Source organism: Nostoc sp. CCY 9925, from assembly GCF_963920935.1.
Lineage (GTDB): Bacteria > Cyanobacteriota > Cyanobacteriia > Cyanobacteriales > Nostocaceae > Nostoc.
This window is the reverse complement of sequence record NZ_CAWUDO010000003.1, coordinates 76,480-97,586: the sequence shown is the minus strand read 5'-3', so window position 1 is coordinate 97,586 and position 21,107 is coordinate 76,480. Positions and strand designations below refer to the sequence as shown.

Sequence of the window (21,107 nt, the reverse complement as noted above, 5' to 3'; positions counted from 1 at the left end):
TTTATTTTTGGGAGTTCCCTAAGCAGTAAGTAATGCCTTCAATTCCTCAGTTTTTAATCTTGGCCCGTAGGATGTAACAACCTTAGAAGCCGCAGTTGATGCTAATTTTCCGGCTTCTTCATAGCTCATACCTTGGGTAATTCCATAGAGGAAAGCTCCTGCATACATATCTCCTGCTCCCACTGTATCTACGGCTTTTACTTGAGGTGCAGCGATTTCAATTAATTTATCACCATCAAATACTACTGAACCTTTGGAACCGCGAGTAATGGCAAATTTCTTACTCAATATTTTTAGTTTGTCTACAGCTACTTGAAAATCTTGTGTATCTGCTAGTCCTAATGCTTCACTTTCATTAGCAAAAATAAAGTCTAAACCAGGGCCAATGATGTCTAATAAACCATCTTTAAAAAATTTCACCATGTTGTAATCAGATAGGGACAGGCTAGTTTTTACTCCCGCTGTTTCAGCTATTTCTCTAGCTTTTATAGCTGCTTCTTTTCCTGTGGGAGAAGTTACTAAATATCCTTCAATATATAGATATTTTGAATCAGCGATCGCTTCTAATACTAATTCTTGTGTAGAAAATTCTCCAGTAATTCCCAAAAATGTATTCATGGTGCGATCTGCATCCGGAGTTACTAACACCAAACATTTACCTGTAATTCCTGATTGGCGATCGCCATTTTTTAAGTTAGTATCTACCTGACAGTTGAGTAAATCTTCTATGTAAAAGTCTCCAAATTCATCATTAGCCACTTTACAGGAATAAAAAACTTTTCCTCCTAGTTGACTAATTGCCACTATTGTGTTTGCTGCTGAACCTCCACAACTCTTACGACAATGAAGATTTTTGAGATTTTCCAAAATATGATTTTGATTATCTTCATCTAGGAGTGTCATTACACCTTTATCAATCTTTAACTGTTGTAGTAACTCTGGAGATACTTCGTATTCTATATCTACTAAGGCATTACCTACACCATAAACATCATATTTCTTGCCCATCGTTTATCTCCTAGAATAATTACTGTCTGACTTGAACAGAATTGATAATAACAGAATTCTTCCTCTCTGCGCCTTTGCGCCTCTGCGTAAACTAATGCTAAAAATCTCAAACCTCAACGTTTACTACGGCGAAAGCCACATTCTCCGCAACGTAGATTTAACCGTACCATCCGGTCAAATGGTCTGCCTCATCGGACGCAATGGTGTCGGTAAAACAACCCTACTTAAGACCATCATGGGTTTACTCAAACCCCGCATCGGTACAATTCACTTAGCCGAACAATTAATCAACTCCAAATCTCCCGACCAAAGAGCAAAATTAGGAATTGGTTATGTTCCCCAAGGACGAGAAATTATCCCCCGTTTAACAGTCAAAGAAAACCTACTGCTTGGTTTAGAAGCTAGACGCAAACCAGTCAAAAAACCAGAAATTCCCGAAGAAATTTTTAGCTTATTTCCAGTGTTAAAAACCATGCTTTCGCGCATGGGTGGCGATTTGAGTGGAGGACAACAGCAACAGTTGGCGATCGCACGTGCTTTAATGGGAGAACCTCAACTACTCGTCTTAGACGAACCCACCGAAGGTATTCAACCCTCCATCATCCTAGAAATTGAAGCCGCAGTCCGTCGCATCGTCCAAACCACAGGCATTTCTGTTTTATTAGTAGAACAACACTTACACTTTGTTCGTCAAGCCGATTACTATTACGCCATGCAAAAAGGCGGTATCGTCGCCTCCGGCTCCACCGACGAACTCAGCCAAGATGTGATTCAACGTTTTCTAGCGGTTTAATTTCTGATATTTTTAACTCAATCGTATCAGCAGCAATCAAATCTGCTGCTTCTTCTAAAAGCTCATGTTGTTCCTTTTGAATTGCCTCTAAACGACTAGAAATTTCTGCCAATCTTAGTTGTTTATTTTTTGGCAAATTATCAGGTGGTAAAACTGATAGATTATCAGCTGTTTTGGTATTTTTAATTCGCTGTACAGCAAAACTACCAACTTGAGTTAAAGAAAGAAAGCTAACTTTAACTAAACCCTGAAGTAACTTAAATGGAAACTGGAGTATTGACCAACTAGCTGTTTCGATGACGCGGACAATTGCTTTAATAATACTCCAAAATAAAGCAAGCGCAAAAATCAGAATTACAACGCTAATAATGGGATGATTGGCTGCCCAGCCGACTATTTGAATTAACCGCAAAATTACAGGGTGTTGTATCAGCCAATCATTAAAAGAAGAACTGATTGCTGTTTCAATTGCTCCCGATGTGGTGCTTTTCAACTGTTCAGCCGTTTGCCAAGTTTGTTCTAAACTTGTCGTCACTGTATCAATTGCTGTATTAGTCGTTGTAGTAGCTTGTGCTTTTAAAGATTCGCCAACTTGTTCTACTGAGTTACTCAAAGAATTAACGCTTTGGTTGACGATATCTTTCGCTGTTTGCCAGCGTTGTAAAACTTGTTCAGGCAAATTTATCTCTATGGAAAGTGCCATAAAAAAATTCGGTGTTGCAGAACAGGGGAATGAATTGAGGCAGGGGAAGCTCTTGAGGCACGGGGAGAGATTTTATCAGTTGCTAAATCATCCCTTGATTCAGCAATGCCAAAATTTCATATGCAAGTCCAGCTAATCACTTATGATTATCCCCTCATCTTTGCGTCAGCCTAAACGATTAGTCTTTAGCAGACATGATATCACTGAGGCTTAAATCGAACTCGTAACCCATCTTTAGGACGATTAGGAATTCCCATTGTATCTAAACTTTGATTGGGTAAGATTTCCCAATCATAGCTACGTAGAAGGTGAGCTGCGATAATCTTCATTTCCATTTTGGCAAAAGCTATCCCAATACACACGCGTGGCCCACCGCCAAAACCAACTAAACTAAAAGGATACTGCTTGTGTTCTTGACGCTGGGGACTGAAGCGGTCAGGCTCGAAAAGCTCTGGCTGAGAATAAATTTCTGGGAGGCGATGAGTAAATGCGATCGCATAGTATAATTGCCAACCAGCAGGAACATAAAAGCCTTTAAATTCAAATTCTTTAACAACACCACGAAATCCCGCACCAACTGACGGACGTAGCCTTTCAACTTCCCATAAAATTTGGTCTAAATAAGGCATTTGCCCCAGTTGTTCCAAAGTTAAAGAATTAACATCAGCAAATTTCAGTTGTTCTTCCCTAGCGCGTTGCAGTACCTCTGGATGACGAGCTAATTCTAAACACAACCAAGTTAACATCGTGGTTGTGGTGTCGTGTCCGGCAAAAAGTAGTAGTACTGCTTGGGCGATGAGTTCTTGTTCGCTGAGACTGTTACCATCTTCATCTCTAGCTTGCACTAACAAACTCAGAACATCTTTGGTTGGGTTTTGCTGGCGTTCTCTAACAACCTTAGTTACATGCTCTAAAATTTGATTACGGGCTGCTAGGGCTTTACCAAATTTGGTAAATGGTAAAGGCAATGGATTAATAGCAAATAACCCACTTGATAGGGTTGTAAACAAATTGCTCACGCGCCTAGCTTCAACACCAGGAGGCGTACCCAATAATAATTGACTTGCAATATCAAACGTCAGTTGTTTAAACTCCCCAAACCAGGTAAACTCCTGCTGCTTTTCCCACTTTTGCAGATAAATACGTGTGATATCTTCCATAGTAGCAACGTAATTTACCAACGCTGGTCCGTGCAACGCCGGCATCATCAAGCGGCGATTTCTGCGATGTTCCTTTCCGTCTTGCAAAAAAAGTGATTCGCCCAGCAAGATTTTGAAATTAGCAGGCCATCCCTCGCGCCAAGAAAAATTCTCCATATGGCTTGACAAAACGAACTCTAACGCCTCTGGCCCTACCATTACCACAGTTGGTCTGCCAAAAATATGAGTTTTGAAGATAGGCCCAAACTCGCGATAGCGCTTTTTACTAAAGTCGCGGTCAAAAAAAAAGGAAAGTGTTTCACCTAATACAGGTAGACCAAAGCTTCCAGGAGGAATTTGATGATTTTTCATATATTTAATTTAATTACTTCATCAAAAAAGTCATTTTAACCTGCAATTACAGCGCTTTTCATTTAAATGAGGCACATTATTCTAGCCTCTAGTCTTTCTTCCTTATCAACATCTACTTTACTCAACTGAGAAGCGCTGTATTAATATTCAGAAAAATTTCATCGCCGATGAAATCGAACTCGCAACCCATCTTTCGGGTGATTTGTGGGCAACTGCACGGAATCCAAACTTTGGTTAGGCAATATTTCCCAATCATAGTTGCGTAGGAGATGGGAAGCCACTATTTTCATTTCCATTTTGGCAAAAGCTATACCGATACAAACACGGGGACCACCGCCGAAACCAACTAGACTAAAAGGATATTTTTTGTGTTCTTGCCGTTGAGGGCTGAAACGTTCAGGCTCAAAACGGTCTGGCTGAGAATAAATTTCTTCAATTTGGTGAGTAGTTCTAATTGAATAAAATAGTTGCCAACCAGCAGGTACATGAAAACCTTTAAATTCAAAGTCTTTAATAACACCACGAAACCCACCGCCCACAGATTGATATAATCTTTCAACTTCCCATAAAACCTGTTCTAAATAAGGCATTTTTCCTAATTGTTCTAAATCCAAGTTCCCCTTACTTGCAAGTTGTAATTGTTCTTCCCTAGCCTTTTCCAGGATTTCTGGATGACGGGCTAATTCTGTACATAACCAAGTCAGCATAGAAGTAGTTGTTTCATGTCCAGCAAAAAGTAACAGCAGCGCTTGGGCTACGAGTTCCTTTTCACTTAAACTGTTACCATCTTCATCTCTAGCTTGGATTAACAAACTCAGAGCATCCTTGGTTGGATTTTGTTGGCGTTCTCGGACAATTTGAGTTATCTGCTCTAAAACTTGATTACGAGCGGCTAAAGCTTTGCCAAATTTTGTAAACGGTAAAGGCAAGGGATTAATTGCAAACAGTCCATTGGTTAAAGTTCCAAACAACTTGCTCAGGCGCGCACCTTCGGGACCAGGAGGCGTACCCAATAACAATTGACTAGCAATATCAAACGTTAGTAGTTTAAACTCCTTAAACCAGGTAAACTCCTGCTGCTTCTCCCACTTTTGCAGATAGCTACGTGTGATATCTTCCATAGTGGCGACATAATTTACCAATGCTGGACCATGCAACGCCGGCATCATCAAACGGCGATTTCTGCGATGTTCCTCTCCATCTTGCAAAAAAAGCGATTCACCAAGCAATATCTTGAAATTAGCAGGCCATCCCTCGCGCCAAGAAAAATTTTCCATATGGCTTGACAAAACGAACTCTAAAGCTTCTGGCCCCACCATCACCACAGTTGGTCTGCCAAGAATATGAGTTTTGAAGATAGACCCATGCTGTCGATAGCGCTTTTTAACAAAGTCTGGGTTAAGAACAAAAGAAAGTGTTTCACCTAATACAGGTAGACCAAAGCTTCCAGGAGGAATTTGATTATTTTTCATACGTTAACTTGTTACAAAAGTTATTTAAACAATATCTCAATGTCAGCAAATTCACGAATCATGGCACGTAGTTTGTTTCCTGCATGGTAACGCTACGAGTAATTTCAAAAATCAAATACTAGTCCTATAGTAAAATTTTTGCCCAAGAATTTTTCTTGATAGCTGAAGTTGAAATAGGCATTGCCCAATCAAGCGATGATTTAGCAATGCCAGAATTTATTATTATCTTTTACTGTGTCCCAATTTTTTAGATATCAATGGGTTAACTATCTCAAGTATTTGCTGTACTATCTTTGGTGCAAGCAATACAATAAGCACTCCATAGGTTATGGCACCCAACAATATGCAAACAGCTAATAATGTTTGTAGGTTTATGAGGTTTTTCAGGAAGTGTCTAGCCGCAAAAATTACAACTGTCATACCCAGGACTCCAGTTAATGGAATCACATACTGCCGCAGATAAACAATCAATTTTATACCAATTAATTTACGAATTAACCACAAATCTACAGGCGTCAACAAGTAACTGCGAATCACATAAACTGCTGCAACAGCTACAATTCCCCAGTGTACAGCAATTGCAAAACCGATAACATTTGCTACGGAGTGCATAAAGTTTAACTTCAGTTTCCAAGCCGGTTTACCCATCGCTGTGATTACAGTACCGTTGAAGTAGGTAACTGAATGAACAATACCAATAAAAGCAAGTATTTGCATCACTGGAATACTTGGCAACCATTGTTCTCCGAACAAAACTCTTACTAATTCGGGTGCTAATGCTGCCATACCCAAAAATGCTGGAAAAGAAATCAGACTTGTAAGTTGCGTTACCTGATAAAAAGCATTTTTCAACTTTTCAGGTTCTTGCTGTAACCTAGAAAATGCAGGTATCGCTACCTGATTGATCACGCCAGTTAATAACTGTGTAATTATTAAGAGCAAGCGATAAGCGACGGAGTAATAACCCAAAGCAACTGGGCCTAGATAATAACTAATTAATAAGTCATCAGATCTGCGATTAACAAAGTTGAGTATTTGGGTTCCAACTACATTAATACCAAAAGAAAATAATTCATGAAAATGCCTTTGAGAAAACTTGAATCTTGGTCGCCAATTGCTGGCCGACCAGAGAACTACAACCTTAGCCAAACCATTTACTAACTGCTGACTAACTAGACTCCAAACACCAAAGCCCATAAAAGCCATTGTCACGCCAACCACACCACCTAAACATACTGCTACCAGTTCGCGTATCGCTAGGGGTTTGAAATCAAGATTGCGTTGAAAAATTGCTTCCTGAGTACTACTCAGGGAAATAATTACAAAACTGAGAGATAACCAACGAATGATTGGTGTTAACTCCGGTTGAGAAAAAAAGTTGGCAACCAATCCAGCCGCCGCAATACTCAAAGCCGTCATTACCAAGCCGATGACAAAGTTAGTCCAAAAGGCTGTATCGAGATGTTCTGGTTCCAGTTCCTTTCGTTGGATGATCGCTACAGAAAATCCTTGGTCAAGAAAAATACCTACGAATGCCAGGAATATAGTAGCTGAAGCAACTAAACCAAAAGTCTCAGGCCCAAGCAGACGAGCAAGCAGCGCAAAAACAACAAAGGCGATCGCTTGGCGTCCCCAATTTTGAATTGCAGACCAAAATACACCTTTTAACGCCTTCTGTCGAAAATTCGATGATTCTTTAGGTGGTTCCATTGGGTAAGTCTCTAAAAAAAATTAATTCCTTCTGCTTGTATTGGTATGGCTACAGGTATGGTGGTGATTTTTTTGAGCAAAAAACTGTTACTGCAATGAACTCAATCCTTTCAAACAAGGCTTGTTAGAGAAATCGAATCAAAAAAATACCCAAACGTTGCTTTCGCCCCAAGGCGAAAGCGCCAGAAATATAGTTGATAGGCAATAATATTGTCGATTCGGCTGGGCATTTTTATTGGCAAGTGTCTTAAAAGACATTGTTCCTAACAATACCCTATTATGATTGTGGATACTTCCTAACCGGAATTATAAACTCCAAACTTCACCAACTATCAAACCGTCATCAATAAAGTACAAAGTTAAATATATTACATAAAGTGCTTTTTTATTCATGAGATTTAAGTATATTGCCCACACTGTAGTCATCCTAACGCATAAAGACTTACGAACTGAAGTCTGAAACTGACGCAACTGCAAAAATTGAAGAACAATTCACAAGTCAGAATTCACGAGTCAAGCCGGAAAGTTCCGTCTACCGCCAGAATCAAGACAGTGGGGAATTTACGAGTAAGCCTTAAAAAGCGGGAAATACAGCAGTCCCTGGAAGGCGTTGCCCAATTGCAGTATGAATCCAGATGTAGAGACGTTCCAACACAACGTCTCTACAATAATTTTGATATATGCACAATCGTTTTCATACATGAAATCAGCAACGCCAATTAGCAAGGCACGATGTAGCTTCTGAAAACTGTGAAATCAGGTATTTCCACCCCGGAATTTTTCCCTCTTAATATGGTCTGTTTGGACGCTATCCGGGGTTCAAAATTGAAGAAGTTTTTTTTGCCAACAGAGTTTAAAAAAAGTTAAAAAAAATAAAATTCGTACTATACTAAACAAAAGTTCAAATCTGTTAATAATCTTTAAAAATAAATGAAACAAGATATCTTGTCTCTTTTTCTGAACGCATATGCTACTAAATTAAGGCTAATGCGGATTTTTAACCATGCTCGTAATCAGCAAAATCGTTCTATTCTTATACTGCCTCCCAGCAATTTTGGTAGTATTGGCGATGAAGCTATGATTACTGGAATTATTGATTATTTCAAAGATAAAGGTGTAGAAAAAATTGGATTAATTTCCTGTAGTCTATCTCCTGATTGGAACAATTTTAAAACAGAATCTCAAAATTTAAAAATTGTTCATCACATCTTTAGCGATTCATGGAAACAGTGGTTTGAATTTATAAAACTAGCTAGCACTTATGACCAATTTTATTGTCTGGGTGCCGACGTAATGGATGGCAAGTATAGTGAGTACCGATCTGCCAGAAGAATCCAATGTGCTGCATTAGCTAAGCAAACAGGTACAGATAGTGCTATACTTGGCTTTAGCTTCAATGAAGAACCAACAGAAAAAGTAGTTGAAGCTTTTCAAAAATTACCTTTAGATATCAAGTTATACGCTCGAGATCCAATTTCACAGAATCGTCTGATTCAGAAATTAAAAAGACCAATAGAACTAGTCGCTGACTTAGCATTTCTCGTGCATCCTGCTAGTAATGATGGACATCTATCAGATGTATTGAAATGGATTAAAGACCAGAAAATCAATCAACGGGTAGTTCTTGGAATCAACGCCAATTCTCAAATAATTTCCCAACCTGACGAGCAAGATATTAATAAAATAATTCACATCTATGTAGAGGCTTTAACTGAAATATATTCTCAAAATGATAACGTCAGCTTCATACTAGTTCCTCATGATTTTCGCCATCCTGACAAGAAGTCTAGTGATATTGGTTTATCTGAGGCAATCTGGCAAGATCTTCCGGCAGAAGTGCAGTATCATTGTTTGAAGCTACCTGCACAGTTTAGTGCTAGACAAATCAAATCTATAGCTGGGAATCTTGATATGGTACTGAGCGGTAGAATGCATTTTGCTATTGCCTGTTTGGGGCAAGGAACTCCTGTCGCTTGCATAACCTATCAAGGTAAATTTGAGGGGCTATTCAGACACTTTGAGCTAGAGGGAATGCTAATTAAACCTGAAGAGGCTCTTGAGGAGAGCAATCTAGGTAAATTAATCATTGCTTTGCTTGAGAAGCGAGATAATATCCGCAAAAATATTCAAAACAAACTTTCAAAAGTTCAGCAATTAGCGCAGGCTAATTTATACGATCAAGTTTAATTAGTAAGCTGCTCCACATTTAAATTGCATAATCAGGGCAGACAAAATGCTCACGCCACAAGACTTTCATCAAATTTAGATATGCGAATTAGATGTGGAACAGCTGATTACTCTCAAATTTTCACTTTAAAATAAATCTAAATCCGTTACCGCACCAACACTACTAGAAGATACCAACTTGGCATATTTCGCCAACACACCTTTTGTGTAACGTGGTGCAGGAGGTTGCCAATTAGCACGCCGACGAGCTAATTCTTCATCGGAGATATTTAACTGCAATAAACGAGCGGGTGCATCAATGGTAATGCGATCGCCTTCTTCCACAAGAGCGATCGCACCTCCAACTGCTGCTTCTGGTGCAACGTGACCAACTACCATACCATAAGTACCACCAGAAAAGCGTCCGTCAGTAATTAATCCCACAGCATCGCCCAAGCCAGCACCAATAATTGCGGAGGTGGGGGCCAACATTTCTCGCATTCCAGGGCCTCCCTTAGGGCCTTCGTAGCGAATTACCAAAATATCACCTGGTTGAATCTTACCCGCTAAAATCGCATCCAAGGAAGCTTCTTCGGATTCAAATACCCGTGCAGGCCCAGTAATTACTGGCTTTTTCACACCAGTAATTTTAGCTACAGCCCCTTCTGTTGCCAGATTACCTCTGAGAATAGCTAAATGTCCTTGGGCATACATCGGGTTGTTCCAAGGACGAATCACATCTTGGCTCGCGGCTGGTTCTTCTGGGATATCTGCTAATGTCTCTGCAATGGTTTGACCGCTGATGGTCAAGCAATCCCCATGTAGTAAACCATGTGTAAGTAGCATTTTCATCACTTGGGGAATGCCTCCAGCTTTGTGCAAGTCTGTAGCTACATATCTACCACTTGGTTTTAAATCACACAAAACGGGAACACGGGCGCGGATAGCTTCAAAGTCGTCTATAGTTAACTCTACCTCTGCGGCACGAGCGATCGCCAAGAAATGCAACACCGCATTTGTGGAACCACCCACCGCCATAATTACAGAAATGGCATTTTCGATAGATTTGCGGGTGATGATTTGTCGGGGTAAGATTTGTTTGCGAATAGCTTCGACTAAAACAAATGCCGATTTTTCTGTACTGTCGGCTTTTTCGGCATCTTCCGCTGCCATTGTTGAGGAATAGGGCAAACTCATACCCAGCGCCTCGAAAGCAGAAGACATGGTGTTAGCCGTGAACATTCCACCACAGGAACCAGCGCCAGGACAAGCCCGACCTTCAACTTCTAATAATTCCTTTTCGTCAATTTTTCCAGCACTGTATTGACCAACAGCTTCAAAAGAACTGACAACAGTTAAATCGCGTCCGTTGTAGTGACCGGGTTTGATGGTGCCACCGTAAACAAAGATAGCTGGAATATTCATCCGAGCGATCGCCAGCATTGCTCCTGGCATATTTTTATCACAACCACCAATTGCCAACACCCCATCCATACTTTGTCCGGTACAGGCAGTTTCAATGGAATCAGCAATTACTTCCCGCGACACCAGGGAATATTTCATCCCTTCAGTTCCCATGGAAATGCCATCGCTAATGGTAATCGTCCCGAACACTTGCGGCATCGCCCCGGCAGATTTAATCCCAACTTCTGCCCTTTGCGCCAGTGTATTAATCCCCATATTACAGGGAGTGATTGTACTATAGCCATTGGCAATGCCCACAATGGCTTTGTTGAAATCTTCATCTTTAAAACCAACTGCACGCAGCATAGCTCGATTTGGCGATCGCTGCACCCCTTTGGTGACAATTTGGCTTCTCAAATTCTCCGACATCTTTTTTCCTTGTGTGCCATCATCGCTAAAGTTGCGATTGTATTACCTGATTTTCTCATGCCTGGGGAGCGCGATCGAGCCTGAGTAATTCTCGATGTTTCATCAAAAAAGTGTTGAGTAGGAGTAGGAAGATGAAAAAAGGGAGAAGCAAGCTAACCTCTCCCCCCGACTATTCAATTAACCTTACTTACAGCAGTTTCATTTATTTGAACCACATCTATCGTAGGGGTACAGCATTGCTGTGCCCCTAGCGCGTGGTCTATTTACCTGAAAATAGCTGTAATTTAATTAAAGGATAATGTCGCTTCCAGGATTTCCTGCGGCTACAAATAGTGCTGGCGCTCCTGCGAGCTGAATATCGAACTCAGATTCCAAGCCGAAAACGAGATCGGTGTTAGCTCGAAGAATGCCTCCAATATAACTGACTTGGCCAACTGCGGTGAATAGGTTAGCCCCAATGAAAGTGAAGGCTTGGTTGCCTGCTAAAAATGGGTTAGCGTCAATGGTTGATAGATCGATTCGATCGCCTAATCCAGCAGGGCAAACGCATCTAAATTACTCTTGATCACAACGAAGGTTAAAAACCAACGAAAAAATCAGGATTTCGCGCTTGATTATTTTTTAAGCCCCAAAGCGATCGCCTAAAATTTTCGCAATAAGCAAGAGTTAATGACATTAATTTTAGTTCTATTGAGAATAGACTTTGCTTGTTGACATGATGCGGCCGCCCTGCCTAATCCAGCGCCTAATCCAGCGAAGCCATTGATGACATCGCGCAACACACCAGGTTGACTCTCAGCAAGTGAGTTGAAGTCGAAAACATCGTTACCTAAACCACCAGTCAGAAGATCGGTTCCATTACCACCAGTAATGGTATCGTTGCCAGCACCACCGTTAATGTTATCGTTGCCATTACCACCAGATAATACGTTATTTTGGCTGTCACCAACAATGTTGTCACCTGCATTTGTACCGATGACATTATCAAAGTTAACCGCAGTAAATGACAATGTTCCCAAACCAGGAACATTATTTGCAGCCAAACTTTGGGTTTGCAGGTTAACAGTAATAGATACCCCAGGCAAAGATGCGGATGCATCTATGGTGTTATTGGCAACACTCGCATTCGCAACAACCTTTTCGACTTTAAAGAGTTGGTCTTGCCCGAATCCCCCAGCTTTTTGAACGGTTCCGACACCTGACAAAGTGATTTGACCTAGTTGACTGTAGTCGGCGGTATCAAAGCCATCTCCACCATTAATATTGTCATTGCCAGCACTGCCTTTGAATGTGTCATTACCAGCACTGCCATTGAGGCTATCGTTGCCAGCACCGCCATCGATGCTGTCGTTGCCATTGCCTCCATTGATGGTGTCATTGCCACTACCACCAAAGATTGTATCGTTACCGTCCAACCCAAAGAGGCTATTATTGCTACCGTTGCCGTTGATAACGTTATTCCGGAAGTTGCCTGTACCGTTTGCTGCCAACCCTGTCAAAGTTAGGTTCTCCAAGTTAGCACTCAAAGTGTAACTAACTGAAGACTGTACAGTGTCTACACCGCCCAAAGCATCACCGAATACTTCGGTAGCGATATCCCCAACGTTGTCTACAATGTACAGGTCATTGTTGTCACCACCGTCTAGTCTGTCAGCACCTGTGCCGCCATTTACGGTGTCGTTGCCATTGCCACCAAAGATTGTATCGTTACCATCCAACCCAGAGAGGTTATTATTGCCACTGTTGCCGTTGATAACGTTGTTGCGGAAGTTGCCTGTACCGTTAATTGATCCAAACCCTGTCAAAGTCAGGTTCTCTAGGTTACTGCTCAAGGAGTAGCTGACTGAAGACTGTACAGTGTCTACACCACCCAAAGCATCACCAAATATTTCGCTGGCTACATCAAAAATGTTATCTACGATGTAGGTATCATCATTGTCACCACCGTCCATTATGTCAGCACCTGTGCCGCCATCTACAAAGTCGTTGCCCAATCCACCGTTAATAGTATCGTTACCATCCAACCCAAAAAGGCTATTATTGCCACTGTTGCCGTTGATAACGTTGTTGCGGAAGTTGCCTGTACCGTTAATTGATCCAAACCCTGTCAAAGTCAGGTTCTCTAGGTTACTGCTCAAGGAGTAGCTGACTGAAGACTGTACAGTGTCTACACCACCCAAAGCATCACCAAATATTTCGCTGGCTACATCAAAAATGTTATCTACGATGTAGGTGTCATTATTGTCACCACCGTCCATTATGTCAGCACCTGTGCCGCCATCTACAAAATCGTTGCCCAATCCACCGTTAATAGTATCGTTACCATCCAACCCAAAGAGGCTATTATTGCCACTGTTGCCGTTGATAACGTTGTTGCGGAAATTCCCTGTGCCGTTAATTGCTGCAAACCCTGTTAAAGTTAGGTTTTCCAGGTTAGCACTCAAGGTGTAGCTGACTGAAGACTGTACAGTGTCTACACCGCCCAAAGCATCACCGAATACTTCGGTAGCGATATCCCCAACGTTGTCTACGATATATAGGTCATCGTTGTCACCACCATCTAGTCTGTCAGCACCTGTGCCTCCATTTACAGTGTCGTTGCCATTGCCTCCATTGATTGTATCGTTACCACCATTGCCGTTGAGAACGTTATTGGCAAATGAACCAATAATCGTTTCACCGCCTTGGCTACCTTCAACGTTCTCGAAGTTACTGATGGTTTCAGTGTTGCCACCACTGACGGAGGTAACACCTGTTGCCAGGTTGATAGTGACTACTCCATCACCGAAGGTAATACTTGAATAATCTATTGTGTCAACGCCAGATCCACCATTGTGATTATCGAAGTTTACAAAGTCATCATCAATGACGCGATCGTTGCCACCGCCTGCGTTGGTGGTGTCACTCCCACTACCTGGATTAATTGTATCGTTGGTGTTAAAAGCAGTGATAGTATCGTTACCGTCAAATCCGTTGAAGACATCAGCAACGCCTGGATCTGGATCAAAACCAAACAAAGGTAGGAAGTCAGCACCGTTAGTACCATTAAAATTTGCCATAATAAGTTCTCCTTAATTTATAGAGTCAAGAAATTGTTTGCTCACAGTCAAATGAGCAAGAAAAATCAACAGACAGCTCAATTAGACCTGATTGAAGCAGGTTGTTGCCGTCAGGTTTGAAGATTTGAGAAGCACTGCATATATCGATGATGTTGGCATCAAAAATTTGCTGTTCCTGAATCGAAGTATGAATTGACACTATCGATATGACTAAACAACAATTGTTTGGGCTTTTACCAAGGCAGTCAGTCCTTCACGGAAACTAAAAAGGATAATAAACACAGTTGCTAATGGCAGCCACCCAGACCCTTGAGGACTTGCTAACGGCAGAAACCCCCAAAATAGAGGCTACATAACTGCATTGCCGAGTCTTAGGTCGGACAGATTTATACTTTCGATCAGCAACACCAAAAATTATGTCATTAGCGATGTTGTATACTTGTGCCTTATGTCTTTGCTAGTTATAAGACTAGGTTCCTAAGCAACAAGCAGATTCTTTCGTAACAACTGTGATTGTTTCGGGACGTTTTTACTCTATTCAAAATAACAAGGTAAAGATAGTACCCCTAAGGGTACTTTTTTTAGCTATATTACAAAACTAACTAGTACCGTGAGGCGGAAGTCAAAAGTATTATCAAATCGGCTTTTTAGGGTTTTTAACTGGTTGCTCTATTTACACGTCGATGTACTAGTCAATACGTTTAACTAGAGAAATCTATGCAAATAAAAAAGGAGAGGCAAGCTCACCTCTCCCCCCGACTATTCAATTATCCTTACTTAATTACAGGATTACAGTATGATATCGCTTCCTGCTCCTCCTACAAACAGCACTGGCGCTCCTGCGATCTGAATTTCAAATTCAGCAGCAGCATCGAAATCGATGTTACCTCGAAGAATGCCTCCACTATAACTGAGATTACCAATTCCGAATCCACCACCGATAGTAAAGGCTTGGTTGCCTGCTAAAAATGGGTTAGCGTCAATGGTAGATAAATCGATTTGATCGCCTATTCCAAAACCATTGCCAACGAAGCCACTGATTACATCGCGCAATACACCGGGTTGACTCTCTGAAACTGAGTTGAAATCGAAAATATCATTACCTGCTCCTCCAATCAGAAAATCAGTCCCACTACCGCCAACGATGAAATCGTTACCACCACCACCATTGATAGTATCGTTACCAGCCAACCCAAAGAGTACGTTATTGCTACCGTTGCCATTGATGACGTTACCCCGAGCGTTGCCTGTACCGTTTGCTGCAAACCCTGTCAAAGTTAGGTTCTCCAGGTTAGCACTCAAGCTGTAGCTTACAGAAGCCTGTACAGTGTCTACACCACCCAGAGCATCACCAAATACTTCAGTAGCGATATCCCCAACGTTGTCTACGATGTAGAGGTCATTATTATCACCACCGTCTAGTCTGTCAGCACCTGTGCCGCCATTTACGGTGTCGTTGCCATTGCCACCAAAGATTGTATCGTTACCAGCCAATCCAGAGAGGAAGTTATTGGAACTGTTGCCGTTGATGACGTTACCCCGAGCGTTGCCTGTACCGTTTGCTGCAAACCCTGTCAAAGTTAGGTTCTCCAGGTTAGCACTCAAGCTGTAGCTTACAGAAGCCTGTACAGTGTCTACACCACCCAGAGCATCACCAAATACTTCAGTAGCGATATCCCCAACGTTGTCTACGATGTAGAGGTCATTATTATCACCACCGTCTAGTCTGTCAGCACCTGTGCCGCCATTTACGGTGTCGTTGCCATTGCCACCAAAGATTGTATCGTTACCAGCCAATCCAGAGAGGAAGTTATTGGAACTGTTGCCGTTGATGACGTTGCCCCGAGCGTTGCCTGTACCGTTTGCTGCAAACCCTGTCAAAGTTAAGTTCTCCAGGTTAGCACTCAAGGTGTAGCTTACAGAAGCCTGTACAGTGTCTACACCACCCAGAGCATCACCAAATACTTCAGTAGCGATATCTCCAACGTTGTCTACGATGTAGAGGTCATTATTGTCGCCACCGTCCAGTCTGTCAGCACCTGTGCCGCCATTTACGGTGTCGTTGCCATTGCCACCAAAGATTGTATCGTTACCTGCGCCCCCGTTTAGGGTGTCGTTACCATTACCACCATTCAGGGTATCGTTGGTACCAAGACCTCTGAGAGTGTCGTTACCGTCAAATCCGTTGATGACATCAGCGAAATCAATATTGAAAAAAGGAATATCAACTACACCGACCAGATTGTTAGGGCCATTATTACCGTTAATGGTTGCCATAATTAGCTTTATCCTTAATTTGTTAGGTAAAGAAACTACCTCACTAATTCCCGACAGGATGGGAAAATGAGGTGGAGAAATCAAAAAACTGTTGAATCAGACATGATTGGAATAGGCGATCGCAGTCATGTCTTAAGATTTCAGAAGCACTGCACATATCGATAATGTTGGCATCAAAAACTTTGCCAGCATTCATGTTCTGTACTTATGTCTTCAATAGTTGTAAGACCAGGCTGCAAACCAAAAAGCAGGTTTTATAGTCTGCTAACTGTATGCGTTTTTGAGATACCTTTACTTTATGTCAAAGTAGCAGATCGTGATAGTACCCCTGAGGGTACTATTTCTAGTCATCAGAGAAAATGCTAACTAGCAGTGTTCAGTACATTACCAACTTGAAGAGTAAAATTAGCTTGGTTGGTATTTAATCGGCTACCTGCTTAAGCTTGGGAAACAAAGGCTATCTATACATATTAGGGCACAAATCACTTTAGGTAACTACGAACTCATGCTTTAATGTCATGGATTTTTTACCAAAATATTTGGTATTTACCTACTTTGCTGGTAGAATCTCTACATTCTATCCTTTTTACTCCCTGTTTAGGTAAACCTACTGGAAAATCATCAATTTCCATCGTCGGAAACGCTTTGGGCGATTCCGGCTTGGTTATTTGTTTCCAGGTATCGATTACGTGAGTGATGGGATTTCATCTCAAACTATGACTTTCATGAACAGAAGAAGATTTATCGCTTGGATTGCTACGGCAGTTGCCAGCATGATGCTGGTAATAGGCTTACAGTTTGTCAATTTATCGCCAGCAAACTCTGTAACCACACTTAACGTGTATGCGGCTGTCAGCTTAACAAACGCGCTGAATGCGATTAAGACTCAGTACCAAAGTGCTAACCCAAGTGTCAACATTGTTTATACATTTGGTGCTTCTGGTACTTTGCTCAGCCAAATACAAGCAGGCGCTCCAGCAGATATTTTCATTTCTGCCGCCACCGACCAACTAGATGTTTTGCAGAATTCAAGCCCAAGCAAAATAGTCGCAGGTAGCCGTAAAAACGTTGTCAAAAACCGTCTAGTTTTGATAGCTCCTACCACGCCTCCTGTTAGTGCTGGTAGTGCTGCTCTGACTAGCTTCAATGGTTTGACCAACGCCAATATTACTGGCATCGCTATAGGTGACTACACAGGTACTCCGCCACTTGTGCCAGCGGGAAATTATGCCAAACAAGTTCTTACTAGCCGAGGTATTTTCACTACTGTTAGTCCTAAAACATACCTTGCTAGCAATGTGCGTAACGTCTTAACTGCTGTTGAAAATAAAACTCTTGTAGTTGGAGGCGTAAATAAAACTATTGATGCAGGTGCCGTTTACAAAACTGATGCCGCCATTTCTACCAAGGTAAGAGTCGTAGAAACTGCCTTAACAACAGAAAGCGATCCGATTGTCTATCCACTAGGTATACTCACCAGAACTACAGTTCTATCGACAGCACAGAGTTTTTCTACTTACTTAAGTGGTACTACCGCCCAGAATATTTTCAAAAATACTTACGGGTTTATCTTGCCTTAATCACCACAAAGTAAATCAATCAAGTACTCACCATCGTGAATTTTGAACCATTTGGAGTTATGTCTTGTGAAGTTCACTAAAAAACTCTCAATTATTGTTTGTAGTTTGACCACTGCTCTCCTTCATACTGCTGTGATTACCAATACTTACAAATCAGCAGCACAAGCAGAAGGACAAGAACTGATTATCAACGGGGGATTTGAAGACGACCAACTCGTAGATCCTAATAATGCCAACGCTACAAATCCTAATGTTACAGGATGGGTTAAAACTGGCGATCCGATAGATACATCAGGTACTAGGATTGACAATTTTGCTAACACTGGTAAACAAGGTTTATCGCTTGGTGGATTTTCAGCCTTGAGCTACATATCACAGACTATCCCTACAGTTGTTAATCAACACTACCGACTTACTTTCTATTTGGCATCCACAGAGGAGATACCTGACCTGGATAATAAATTTAAGGCTTTTATACGTGGAAACAGGGTTTGTTGGAAAAAAAATACTTCTTACCAACCCTACACACTATACACGTTTTATTTTAAAGCGAAAGAAACATCCACCGAGATCAAGTTTGCTTCCAGAGTCAAGTATGCATTTTTATATTTGGATGATGTGAGTGTCAAATCAATAGAACAACAAGGGGAAAACTCTGTGTGTGACGATCCTGAGAATGAATAAACCACAGATCGCAAGGTAACCCTCATTTTCTTAAAATCCCAAGCGATATCTGGCTCTATAGTGTTGAGAATGTCACTTAAATTCACCTGATTAAAAACTCCATCATTGGTTTATGGAAAGATTATCTATGGTGAATAGCTAATTCTTATAAACCTGGATAAAGTGTTTATTTTCTTGATACCAATTAGAGCCAGTATAGATGTAACTATCAACTTGTTTTAATTGTCGTAATTTGTATTATTTGGAGTCAAGTTTCATGAAGTTAACTAAAAAGCTCTCAAGTATTGTTTTTAGTGTTACTATTACCTTAGTTAGCACTGCTGTGGTTACCAATATTTATAATGCAGCAGCGCAAGCAGAACTTGTTAAAAACGGAAGTTTTGAACTCGACCCTCTCGTAGATCCTAACAATCCCAACACTACAAATCCCAATATTACAGGATGGAATAAGTCTGGCGATCCGATAGATACATCAGGAATTAAAATTAGTAATTTTCCCCAAAATGGTAACCAAGGTTTAGCAATTGGTTCATTTGTAAATCCTGCTTACATCTCCCAGAATCTGGCTACGACTATCGGTAGTAACTATAATCTCAGTTTCTTTTTGGGAACGGACGAAGATAGCAGTCAAGTTGATAATATATTTCAAGCATTTGTTGATGAAAGCAAAGTTTTTGAGAAAATAAATAGTATAAATGTTGCTGGAACTCCGTTCACACAATATGACTTGAATTTTGTCGCCACCAAATCATCTACAGAGTTAAAGTTGGGTGCTAGAGCTAGTTATGGTTTTTTATACTTAGATAATGTCAGTGTTAAAGCTGTGCCCGAACCATCAGCTATTGGAGGAATAGCAGTTGCAGGATTACTGGGAATTTGGCTGAATAAAAAGCGGTTAGCTGGTAATATCAAGCTAACCAAATAGGACAGCAATTTCACTGTTAGGTAACCTGGATACTTAGCCACGCGAGTATAAGTAATTTGTCTTGAGTGGTAGCCAGAGAAAGTTTTCGCCTAGACAATACCTTCGCCATTCTTTTGTAGGTTGGGTTCCGTCCGTCAACCCAACCTAGGAATCGAGGCATTTTTTGATTTGGCGAAGCTATATGCTAGATAAACTGATTTGGCCGCCATTCAGCTAAATTTCAAGCTAGAAAAACTAATTGCAAAAAAAGCTAGCGTTGAGGAGATTTATATGCTAGCATCATTAATGAATTTAAAAAATATGGCTCAGTAGCTCAGTTGGTTAGAGCACGGGACTCATAAGCCTGGGGTCGTTGGTTCAACTCCGACCTGAGCCATTTTAAAAATTATTTAAGCAATCGTAGTACAAAGATTCCAGGTTGAATGTCACTAAGAAAACCTGAAATTCTTGCGATGATTGGGTTTAGGGGTGTGGGGGTTTAGGGGAAGAACGTTATTTGTTACGTATTTTGATTTAATTATTCATTCTTTATCTTACACCCTTACCCCGATAAGCCTTATACCTTAAATAGTTGTGCTTATCTTACTGCCATTGACATATAGACTTTAGTAATTAATACAACTAGGAAGCATTCTATCGCGTACAAGACATACTTCTCCTGTATCCAAATCGTACCATCCCCCGCGAATTTTCAGTTTGCCTTTCTGTACAAGGTCAGCCAGAACTTTCGACTCTTTTTGTAGCTTTTCAATTTGATATCTAATATTTTCTTCAACTGCCTTATTCACTAAAACACTTGAATTTAGATCGCTCAAATAGCTATTGTTCTTGATTGCTGGTTCGATCGCCTTAACCAAAGTGCTAATTTGGCCAGGGAGCGGTTCCCCTGCTAACGCTGCTTTAACTGCGCCACATCTTTCATGACCAAGCACCATAATTAGAGGAACATCTAATTTTACGGCGGCGTATTCAAGACTAGCGATCGCCTCAGGGGTTGCGATATTTCCAGCGATGCGAACGTCAAATATATCTCCAATTCCCTGGTCAAAGATAATCTCTGCTGGTACACGCGAATCGGCACAACTCAGCACGGCAGCAAATGGCTGTTGCTTTTGTGCAACTTCTTTCAAACGGGAAAGCGAACGATTGGGATTCTGAAACTTTTCCTCCATAAATCGGCTATTCCCCTCCACCAGCCTTTTCAATGAAGAAACAACAGGCTTATCTGCTGATGCAACCGCGGCTTGCGCTGACTGAGCATTCCCAAATACGCTACCTGCACAACTAGCAGCAATACCAACTCCGCCAACTCCCATTAACTTTAAAAGTTGCCGCCGACTCCTCAATCCATTCATCGCAACCATAAGGCTTTTCCTTTTATTTCTA

15 protein-coding genes and 1 tRNA gene are annotated in these 21,107 nt (G+C 41.2%); 6 read left to right on the top strand and 10 right to left on the bottom strand.

Annotation, left to right across the window (positions count from 1 at the left end; genetic code table 11):
• Window positions 1-18: 18 nt before the first annotated feature.
• Window positions 19-1,008, bottom strand: a complete 990-nt coding sequence (locus ACM0OY_RS02650; protein WP_322732361.1) for an adenosine kinase — start codon at window positions 1,006-1,008, stop codon at window positions 19-21.
• 94 nt (window positions 1,009-1,102) lie between these two features.
• On the opposite strand from ACM0OY_RS02650, the gene urtE reads away from it, so the two are divergent.
• Window positions 1,103-1,801, top strand: coding sequence for an urea ABC transporter ATP-binding subunit UrtE (gene urtE / locus ACM0OY_RS02645; RefSeq protein ID WP_322732362.1), 699 nt, complete (start codon window positions 1,103-1,105; stop codon window positions 1,799-1,801).
• Here the strand turns inward: urtE and ACM0OY_RS02640 are convergent.
• The 4 genes from ACM0OY_RS02640 to ACM0OY_RS02625 form a co-directional block, all read right to left on the bottom strand.
• On the bottom strand, window positions 1,764-2,504 hold the full coding sequence (locus ACM0OY_RS02640) for a hypothetical protein (protein WP_414567341.1): 741 nt from the start codon (window positions 2,502-2,504) through the stop codon (window positions 1,764-1,766). The two genes, urtE and ACM0OY_RS02640, sit on opposite strands and share 38 nt — an antisense overlap.
• A gap of 200 nt (window positions 2,505-2,704) precedes the next feature.
• Window positions 2,705-4,015: a cytochrome P450 gene (locus ACM0OY_RS02635; protein WP_414567340.1), complete on the bottom strand. Its 1,311-nt coding sequence runs from the start codon at window positions 4,013-4,015 to the stop codon at window positions 2,705-2,707.
• A 158-nt stretch (window positions 4,016-4,173) separates the two neighbouring features.
• Window positions 4,174-5,487, bottom strand: coding sequence for a cytochrome P450 (locus ACM0OY_RS02630; RefSeq protein ID WP_414567339.1), 1,314 nt, complete (start codon window positions 5,485-5,487; stop codon window positions 4,174-4,176).
• A gap of 222 nt (window positions 5,488-5,709) precedes the next feature.
• Complete coding sequence (locus ACM0OY_RS02625; protein WP_322732365.1) at window positions 5,710-7,197, bottom strand: MOP flippase family protein; 1,488 nt, start codon at window positions 7,195-7,197, stop codon at window positions 5,710-5,712.
• 987 nt (window positions 7,198-8,184) lie between these two features.
• Between ACM0OY_RS02625 and ACM0OY_RS02620 the strand changes: the two genes are divergently transcribed.
• Entirely contained in the window at window positions 8,185-9,384 is a 1,200-nt protein-coding gene (locus ACM0OY_RS02620; RefSeq protein WP_414567338.1) for a polysaccharide pyruvyl transferase family protein, read from the top strand.
• Between the two features lie 126 nt (window positions 9,385-9,510).
• Here ACM0OY_RS02620 and ilvD read toward each other — a convergent pair whose 3' ends face one another.
• The 4 genes from ilvD to ACM0OY_RS02600 form a co-directional block, all read right to left on the bottom strand.
• Window positions 9,511-11,196 (bottom strand): dihydroxy-acid dehydratase, encoded by a 1,686-nt coding sequence (gene ilvD / locus ACM0OY_RS02615; protein ID WP_414567337.1) that lies wholly within the window; start codon window positions 11,194-11,196, stop codon window positions 9,511-9,513.
• A gap of 641 nt (window positions 11,197-11,837) precedes the next feature.
• Entirely contained in the window at window positions 11,838-14,255 is a 2,418-nt protein-coding gene (locus ACM0OY_RS02610) for a beta strand repeat-containing protein (RefSeq protein WP_414567336.1), read from the bottom strand.
• A 789-nt stretch (window positions 14,256-15,044) separates the two neighbouring features.
• Complete coding sequence (locus ACM0OY_RS02605) at window positions 15,045-16,532, bottom strand: beta strand repeat-containing protein (protein WP_414567335.1); 1,488 nt, start codon at window positions 16,530-16,532, stop codon at window positions 15,045-15,047.
• Between the two features lie 43 nt (window positions 16,533-16,575).
• Entirely contained in the window at window positions 16,576-16,728 is a 153-nt protein-coding gene (locus ACM0OY_RS02600; RefSeq protein ID WP_414567334.1) for a hypothetical protein, read from the bottom strand.
• 529 nt (window positions 16,729-17,257) lie between these two features.
• Here ACM0OY_RS02600 and modA point away from each other — a divergent pair.
• From modA to ACM0OY_RS02580, 4 genes are all read left to right on the top strand, one after another.
• On the top strand, window positions 17,258-18,112 hold the full coding sequence (modA, locus tag ACM0OY_RS02595) for a molybdate ABC transporter substrate-binding protein (protein WP_414567333.1): 855 nt from the start codon (window positions 17,258-17,260) through the stop codon (window positions 18,110-18,112).
• Between the two features lie 66 nt (window positions 18,113-18,178).
• Entirely contained in the window at window positions 18,179-18,796 is a 618-nt protein-coding gene (locus ACM0OY_RS02590; RefSeq protein ID WP_414567332.1) for a DUF642 domain-containing protein, read from the top strand.
• A 256-nt stretch (window positions 18,797-19,052) separates the two neighbouring features.
• Window positions 19,053-19,721, top strand: coding sequence for a DUF642 domain-containing protein (locus ACM0OY_RS02585; protein ID WP_414567331.1), 669 nt, complete (start codon window positions 19,053-19,055; stop codon window positions 19,719-19,721).
• 302 nt (window positions 19,722-20,023) lie between these two features.
• Window positions 20,024-20,097, top strand: a tRNA-Met gene (locus tag ACM0OY_RS02580).
• 229 nt (window positions 20,098-20,326) lie between these two features.
• Here the strand turns inward: ACM0OY_RS02580 and ACM0OY_RS02575 are convergent.
• Complete coding sequence (locus tag ACM0OY_RS02575; RefSeq protein WP_414567330.1) at window positions 20,327-21,085, bottom strand: carbonic anhydrase; 759 nt, start codon at window positions 21,083-21,085, stop codon at window positions 20,327-20,329.
• Window positions 21,086-21,107: the final 22 nt, after the last annotated feature.